The 7742-nt window shown below is 66.3% G+C and carries 7 protein-coding genes; all 7 read left to right on the top strand.

Features of this window, described 5'->3' with window-relative positions:
- On the top strand, positions 1-1474 hold a 1474-nt coding region (locus RIF85_RS13310), incomplete at its 5' end, for a hypothetical protein (RefSeq protein ID WP_309072380.1).
- Positions 1464-2474 (top strand): HAD-IIA family hydrolase, encoded by a 1011-nt coding sequence (locus RIF85_RS13305; protein WP_309072379.1) that lies wholly within the window; start codon positions 1464-1466, stop codon positions 2472-2474. The genes RIF85_RS13310 and RIF85_RS13305, both read left to right, overlap by 11 nt.
- A 17-nt stretch (positions 2475-2491) precedes the next feature.
- Positions 2492-2707 (top strand): hypothetical protein, encoded by a 216-nt coding sequence (locus tag RIF85_RS13300; protein ID WP_309072378.1) that lies wholly within the window; start codon positions 2492-2494, stop codon positions 2705-2707.
- 2 nt (positions 2708-2709) lie between these two features.
- Positions 2710-3540, top strand: a complete 831-nt coding sequence (locus tag RIF85_RS13295) for a TlyA family RNA methyltransferase (protein WP_309072377.1) — start codon at positions 2710-2712, stop codon at positions 3538-3540.
- A gap of 30 nt (positions 3541-3570) precedes the next feature.
- Entirely contained in the window at positions 3571-4497 is a 927-nt protein-coding gene (locus RIF85_RS13290) for an NAD kinase (RefSeq protein WP_309072376.1), read from the top strand.
- On the top strand, positions 4494-6215 hold the full coding sequence (recN, locus tag RIF85_RS13285; protein WP_309072375.1) for a DNA repair protein RecN: 1722 nt from the start codon (positions 4494-4496) through the stop codon (positions 6213-6215). Before RIF85_RS13290 ends, recN begins: the two co-directional genes overlap by 4 nt.
- Positions 6212-7742 (top strand): CTP synthase (locus tag RIF85_RS13280; protein ID WP_309072374.1); only part of this gene is annotated, 1531 nt, incomplete at its 3' end. The genes recN and RIF85_RS13280, both read left to right, overlap by 4 nt.

The following is a 7742-nucleotide window of genomic DNA, read 5'->3' as shown; positions in this document are numbered from 1 at the left end:
CCGTGAGGGTGGGCCGCGTCGTGAGGGTGGTTTCTCTCGTGAGGGTGGGCCGCGTCGTGAGGGTGGTTTCTCTCGTGAGGGTGGGCCGCGTCGTGAGGGTGGTTTCTCTCGTGAGGGTGGGCCGCGTAAGGACTTCGGCGGGGCCGGCAGAGGATCGGACGCAGGTAGCCGATCAGGCTGGAAGGACCGCGAAGGGCAGCGTGGCGAAGGCCGCCCTGCTCAGGGCCAGGACCGGCGCAACACCGGCGACGCTGGACGCCGCTGGGAGCGACCGGCAGGCGGAGACAATCGATCGCGCGAAGCAGGCACCGAGCGGCGTTCGTACCGCGACAGTGGCAACAGCGGTTTCTCCCGTGGGACCGGCTCGCGTGATGCTGGGAGTTCTTCGGGCCGGAGTGGGTTCGAACGCAGTGACGAGCGCAGATCGGGCCGGAGTTACAGCGACGACCGTCGTCAGGGGCGGACCTATTCTGATGGCCCCCGCGGAGGGGACCGTCGGGAGACAGGCGGTGAACGTCGTCCCGAGCGATCGCCACGGGAAACCGGCAGCGAGAATGAGCAGTTCGCCCGTCCGCACAATGCGCGCGATCTTCGCAGCGCCAACCGGCCCGACCGTGAGCGTTCACCGGAGATCGATGAGGATGTCACCGGCAGCGAGCTCGACAAGATCACGCGTGCAGAAATCCGTAACCTTGAGGAGCGAAGCGCTCTCTGGGTAGCCAAGCACCTCGTGATGGCGGGCCGGCTTATCGATGATGAGCCCGAGCTGGCCTTCCAGCACGCACTCGCTGCGAGCCGTCGCGGTGGACGCCTGGCGGTGGTCCGTGAAGCGGTGGGTCTCACCGCATACGCTGCCGGCCACTACGGGGAGGCTCTCCGGGAGTTCCGCACGTACCGCCGAATCAGCGGGTCCAATGTCCACCTGCCGGTGATGGCCGACTGCGAGCGTGGCCTCGGACGTCCCGACCGCGCTCTCGACCTCGCCAAATCCGAGGATGCCTCGTCGCTCGACGCCGCCGGCAAGGTGGAGCTTGCAATAGTCGAGTCTGGTGCGCGCACCGACCTCGGTCAGCTCGACGCGGCGGTAGCGGCGCTCGAAATTCCTCAGCTGACGAAGAACAGGGCGTTCAGCTACAGCCCGCGTCTGTTCCGTGCATACGGGGACGCCCTCGCTGCCGTGGGCCGGACCGAGGAAGCTGCCTCCTGGCACCGCCAGGCGGAGATAGCCGAGAATGCGCTCGGCGTGGGAGCATTCGCCGACCCCGACATCATCGATCTCGTCGGCGACGAGGAAGCTGCGGAGCTGGATCGTACAGCTGCGCGGGGAACCGTCCAGAGTGTCGGTACCCCGCTCGAGGAAGCAGCCACTGCAGACGAGACAGCAACCGTTTCCGAAACCCCGGAACTGGAGGACAAGGACGAGAACAAGGACGAGGACACTGTTGTGATCGAGGAGCCGCGGGATGACCAGTGATGCGGTCGAGGCTCCGATTGCAAGCCGCTACGGTGCGGTTCTTGCCGACCTCGACGGAGTCGTCTACGCCGGGCCCTCAGCTATCCCGGGTGCCACGGAGGCGCTGGAGAAGCTAGGGGGAATCGGCGTCGCCCTGGCATACATCACCAACAACGCATCCCGCTCCTCCGCGGACGTGGCGGCGCACCTCCGCGAGCTGGGAGCGCCGGCAACCGCGGAGCAGGTCTTCGGATCCGCTCTTGCAGGCGCCGAGTTGCTCGCGACCCGCGTGCCGAAGGGCGCAACTGTCCTCGTCACTGGCAGCGCCATCCTGGCGCAGCATGTCGCAGACCAGGGGCTCGTACCGGTAACCAGCGCCGATCCGACTCCCGATGCGGTCATTCAGGGATTCGAGCCCACCCTCGGCTGGAAAGACCTCGCTGAAGCCGCCTTCGCGGTTGCGGGGGGAGCTCTGTGGGTTGCGACCAACACGGACATGTCCATTCCGCAAGCGCGTGGGATCGCTCCCGGCAATGGTTCCCTGGTAGCCGCAGTAAGCGCCGCGACGGGACAGTCGCCTCTGGTCGCGGGAAAGCCGGAAGCGCAGCTCTTCAAGACGGCAGCGGAGCATCTGGGGGTGGAAACGGCCCTGGTGGTCGGCGACCGGTTGGACACCGACATACTCGGCGGGAATCGGGCGGGCATGGCGACTGCGCTGGTTCTGACCGGTGTCGACACAGCAGCCAACGCTTTGGCGGCGGTCACCGACGAGCGCCCGACCTATCTTTTCGCTGACCTCGGCCAGTTACACAGGCCGTACCCGGAAGTCCTTCGGCAGGACGGGACCTTCACCTGCGGTGAGGCTTACGCCAAAGTCGAGGACGGCGTCGTCATCATGGGTGGCGGGCGTGAGAACCTGGACGCCTGGCGTGCAGGGTGCGCAGCATGGTGGGCAGCGTGCCCTCAACAGGATGCCGCAACGCTGCCCAAGCTCGAATTCGCGGACGAGTCGAGTCGCTGAGAACGTGAGGAGCGAGCGTGGAAGCCACTGAGCCAGCCCCCGCGGAGCAGGATCCGACGACAGGCAGTGAGCCTTCCGGGTATCCGGAGGTGGCTCCTACCGGCGACGCTTCGGTTGATGGCGTGCTGCATTCCCTGACTGCCGTTCCCACAGCCGACGACGCCGCCCGGCATGCGCTCTATGAGCGGCTCCATGACGAACTCCTCGCTGAGTTGAACAGTGAGCAGGCCTGACGGTGGCACGTCTTGATCAGGCGCTGGTGTCCCGTGGGCTGGCGCGCTCAAGGTCCCATGCAGCGCAGCTCATCACGGCGGGCCGCGTGCTGCGTTCGGGGACTGTCCTGACCAAACCCTCCGCCGCGATCTCGGACACCGACGAGCTGATGGTGTCGGAGGGGGAGAGCCCGGACTATCTCAGCCGCGCCGGGCACAAGCTCGACGGCGCTCTTGCCGCCTTCACGAGTGTTGATGTTGCGGGCAAGCGGTGTCTCGATGCGGGTGCATCCACCGGCGGCTTCACAGATGTGCTGCTTCGCCGGGGAGCGATCGAGGTGGTGGCGGTGGACGTGGGTCACGGGCAGCTGGTCGATCAGTTGCGGGACGATCCGCGCGTCGCTGTGCATGAGGGCCTCAACGTCAGGTTCCTCGAGCCCGACCACATTGGGGGACAGGTCGACCTCACTGTGGCCGACCTCTCTTTCATCTCCCTGACGCTCGTCATGGAGCCGCTTGCACGGGCGACACGAAGCGGCGGCGACCTCGTGCTGATGGTCAAGCCGCAGTTCGAAGTAGGTAAGAGCGCCCTCAGCCGGACCGGGGTCGTGACCGATGAGGAGCAGCGGCGCGGCGCCGTCGTCGGCGTGGTCCGATCAGCGCTCTCGGCGGGTCTCGATGTGGAGGGTGTGGCCCGTAGCCCACTTCCGGGTCAGAACGGAAATGTGGAATTCTTCCTGTGGATGAAGGTGCCCGGCGGGCAGATGGTGCCTAGGATCGATAGCGACGCAGTTCGGCTGGCGCACGAAATAGTGGACGGCAGCGGCGCGTTCGGCACCATCGGTACTGCGTGAGGCCGTCCCCACCTGATACAACGGAGCGTGATGACTAGACGCATACTGGTACTCGCCCACACCGGCCGCCATGACGCCATGGCTGCTGCCCAGGAGGCCTGTACCCGGCTTCACGCCGCCGGACTGACCCCGGTGATGCGCGGAGAGGAGCTCCGGGATATCCAAGCGGAGTACGGCACGCTTGCAGCGCCTACTGAGACCCTTGGCGACGACGTGACTCTGAGCGACGTCGAGCTGGGCATGGTGCTCGGCGGCGACGGGACAATCCTCCGTGCCGCAGAACTGGTTCGCGGCACGGAGGTTCCACTGCTCGGTGTGAACCTTGGCCATGTCGGCTTTCTGGCCGAGAGCGAGCGTGCCGACCTTGCAGAGGCCGTTCGCTGGGTCGTGGACAAGGACTACACCGTCGAAGAGCGGATGGCCATCGACGTGCAGGTCTGGCGCGGTGATCAGCTGGCTGCGCGGACCTGGGCTCTCAACGAGGCGGCAATCGAGAAGGCCAATCGGGAACGCATGATCGAAGTGGTGCTCGAGGTGGACGGCCGGCCGGTGAGCTCATTCGGTTGCGACGGGGTCGTGCTCGCCACACCCACCGGTTCCACCGCGTACGCCTTTTCCTCCGGCGGCCCGGTTGTCTGGCCGGAGGTCGAAGCGCTCCTGGTCGCGCCGATCAGTGCTCACGCATTGTTCGCCAAGCCGCTCGTCGTCGCCCCAACGTCACTGCTCGCGGTGGAAATCCTGACCCGCACAGACGCCTCAGGCGTGCTGTGGTGTGACGGACGGCGCACAGTGGATCTGCCGCCGGGCGCGCGTGTTGAGGCTACCCGTTCCGATATCCCGGTCCGGTTGGCGCGCACACACCAGACGCCGTTCTCCGAGCGACTCGTCCGCAAGTTCGAGCTGCCCACACAGGGTTGGCGCGGGCCGGTCACACACGACGGTCAGCCTGCCCGATGATCGAGGAAATTCGCATCCGCGACCTCGGAGTCATTGCCGACGCGACGCTCGCTCTAGGGCCCGGGTTCAGCGTTGTCACGGGAGAGACCGGCGCGGGCAAGACCATGGTGCTGTCTGCCCTGGGCCTGCTGATGGGGGCCCGGTCCGACGCCGGCGCCGTCCGCCTCGGCGCACGGAACGCCTCAGCTGAGGCCCTGCTGCGGGTGAATCCGGAGGGCGCTGCCGCCCGCCGGGCGGTGGAGGCCGGAGGAGAGCTTGAAACCGACGACGACGGCGGCGCGGGGTTGATCCTTGCCCGTACCGTGAACAGCGACGGCCGGAGCCGCGCCTACGTCGGCGGGAGGTCGGCCCCCGCAGGCGTCCTCGCGGAGGTGGGGGAGAAGCTCGTGGTGGTCCATGGACAGTCGGACCAGCTGCGGCTCCGCAGCTCAGCGGCGCAGCGGGAGGCATTGGACAAGTTCGGCGGCACTGGTCTCCGTGACGCCCTGGCTGCGTATCAGGCGACCTACGCGCGGTGGCGCGACGTGACGGCGGATCTTGAGTCGCTGAGAAGCGCTGAGCGGGACCGCCTCCGGGAGGCAGAGTCGCTGCAGGCAGCGCTCGAGGAGATTGACGGCATCGACCCTCAGGCCGGTGAGGACGAAGCCCTGAAAGCCGAAGCGATGAAGCTTGGCAACGTCGAGGAGTTGCGGACGGCGGCCTCGGCGGCCCATTCCGCGCTCGTGTCGGGTGAGTTTCCTGAAACGGGTGACGCCACCACGCTGGTTGATGCAGCGAAACGGCAGCTGGAAGCGGTGGGTGCCCACGATGCCGAGCTGGGCTCCCTTGCGGCGCGGCTCGCCGAGGTGGGCTACATCCTGGCCGATATTTCCGCCGAACTGGCCGGCTACGCGGCGTCTCTGGATTCGGAGGGTCCCGAGCGACTCGCTGAGGTGGAGGCCCGCAGGGCGGACCTGAATGTCCTGATCCGCAAGTACGCTCCCTCGATCGATGAAGTAATCGAGTGGGCCGACACAAGCCGCGCACGGCTGGATGAGATCAGCGGTGACTCCGACCGCATTGACGGCCTGCAACAGGAAGCCGGTGCGCTCTACGAGCAGTTGATCGCTGAGGCGCAGGAGCTGAGCGGTTTACGTCGGGTCGCCGCCGAGGAGCTCGCCGTCAGGGTGAGCGGGGAGCTCACCGCCCTCGCCATGCCCGATGCGAAACTCATCATCGACGTGACCTCCGGCGACACGCCCGGCGCGCTCGGGGCAGACGAGGTCTCCTTCTCGCTGCAACCCCACGCCGGCTCCGCGCCGCGCCCGCTGGGCAAGGGCGCCTCCGGCGGTGAACTATCGAGGGTGATGCTCGCCATCGAGGTGGTGCTTGCCGCTGTCGACCCCGTCCCGACCTTTGTCTTCGACGAAGTGGACGCCGGAGTCGGTGGAAAGGCAGCCGTGGAGATCGGGCGGCGCCTCGCCATGCTCGCGCGGCACGTCCAGGTGGTGGTGGTCACCCACCTTCCGCAGGTGGCCGCCTTCGCGTCCCATCACATCCGGGTCACCAAGACCCGGGCAGCCGATGGCGGCTTCACTGCCAGCGACGTCGAGGTCCTTCCGGAATCGGAACGTGTACGGGAACTCGCGCGCATGCTCGCCGGTCAGGAGGAGTCGGCCAGTGCGCAGGCGCACGCTGAGGAACTGCTGCTGGATGCAGCACGGACCGCCGCCAGGTGATAGGCTCGAACTCCGTGGTGCAGCAAACAATCTCCCGGTTCCAAAAGTCCGCCAAGACTACCAAGCACATCTTCGTCACCGGTGGTGTGGCGTCCTCTCTCGGTAAGGGACTGACGGCTTCGAGCCTCGGGCACCTGCTGCGGGCGCGTGGTCTGTCTGTAACCATGCAGAAGCTGGATCCGTATCTCAACGTTGATCCCGGCACAATGAATCCCTTCCAGCACGGCGAGGTCTTCGTCACCGACGACGGCGCGGAAACCGATCTGGACATCGGCCACTACGAACGCTTCCTCGATGAGAGCCTCGACGGGTCGGCGAACGTCACCACCGGCCAGGTGTACTCCACCGTTATCGCCAAGGAACGCCGCGGAGAGTACCTCGGAGATACCGTGCAGGTCATCCCGCACATCACCGATGAGATCAAGCGCCGCATGCGCCTGCCCGCGGAACCGGCCGCCGGACGCAAGGTTCCGGACGTCATCATCACCGAGATCGGCGGCACCGTCGGCGACATCGAGTCCCAGCCCTTCCTTGAGTCCGCACGCCAGGTCCGCCAGGACATCGGCCGGAACAACGTGTTTTTCCTCCACGTCTCGCTGGTGCCCTACATCGGTCCTTCGCAGGAGCTCAAGACCAAGCCCACGCAGCACTCGGTCGCGATGCTGCGTTCCATCGGTATCCAGCCTGACGCAATCGTCATCCGCTCCGACCGCGAGGTGCCGGACGCGATGCGAGAGAAGATCGGCCGGATGTGCGACGTCGACGTTGATGCCGTGATCAACGCCGCTGACGCCCCGAGCATCTACGACATCCCCAAGACTCTCCACGCCCAGGGACTCGACGCGTACATCGTTCAGGCTTTGGACCTGAAGTTCAAGGACGTCAACTGGACCAAGTGGAACAAGCTTCTCGATGCCGTGCACCACCCGAAGCACCACGTCGAAATCGCACTGGTCGGCAAGTACATCGACCTGCCGGATGCCTACCTCTCGGTCACCGAAGCCCTCAGGGCCGGCGGATTCGCCAATAAGGCCAAGGTACAGATCCGTTGGGTGCCCTCGGATGATTGCGCGACCCCTGAAGGTGCCGCCAAGGCGCTTGAGGGCGCAGACGCGATCTGCGTTCCCGGCGGCTTCGGAATCCGTGGTCTCGAGGGCAAACTCGGTGCCCTCCGTTATGCCCGCGAAAGCGGCGTTCCTACGCTCGGCCTCTGCCTGGGCCTGCAGTGCATGGTGATCGAATACGCCCGCAACGTTGTGGGCCTTCAGGGCGCTTCCTCCACTGAGTTCGACCCGGACACCGAGTTCCCGGTCATCGCAACAATGGCAGAGCAGTTGGAAATCGTCGCCGGTGAGGGCGATATGGGCGGCACCATGCGCCTCGGCCTGTGGGACGCCTCCCTGAAGGACGGCTCGGTGATCGCCAGGACCTACGGCCGAACGAGCGTCAGTGAGCGTCACCGTCACCGCTACGAGGTGAACAACGAGTACCGGGAGAAGCTCGAGGCTGCCGGTCTGGTCGTATCGG

Source organism: Arthrobacter sp. (genome assembly GCF_031179385.1).
Classification (GTDB): Bacteria; Actinomycetota; Actinomycetes; order Actinomycetales; family Micrococcaceae; genus Arthrobacter_D.
Note: the sequence above shows the minus strand (reverse complement) of the source record. Positions and strands in the feature narration are given on the sequence as shown.

Excerpts from the sequence above, each read along its gene's own strand:
- RIF85_RS13290 (WP_309072376.1), top strand. The coding sequence starts at position 3,571 with ATGACTAGACGCATACTGGTACTCGCCCACACCGGCCGCCATGACGCC.
- recN (WP_309072375.1), top strand. The coding sequence starts at position 4,494 with ATGATCGAGGAAATTCGCATCCGCGACCTCGGAGTCATTGCCGACGCG.
- RIF85_RS13305 (WP_309072379.1), top strand. The coding sequence starts at position 1,464 with ATGACCAGTGATGCGGTCGAGGCTCCGATTGCAAGCCGCTACGGTGCG.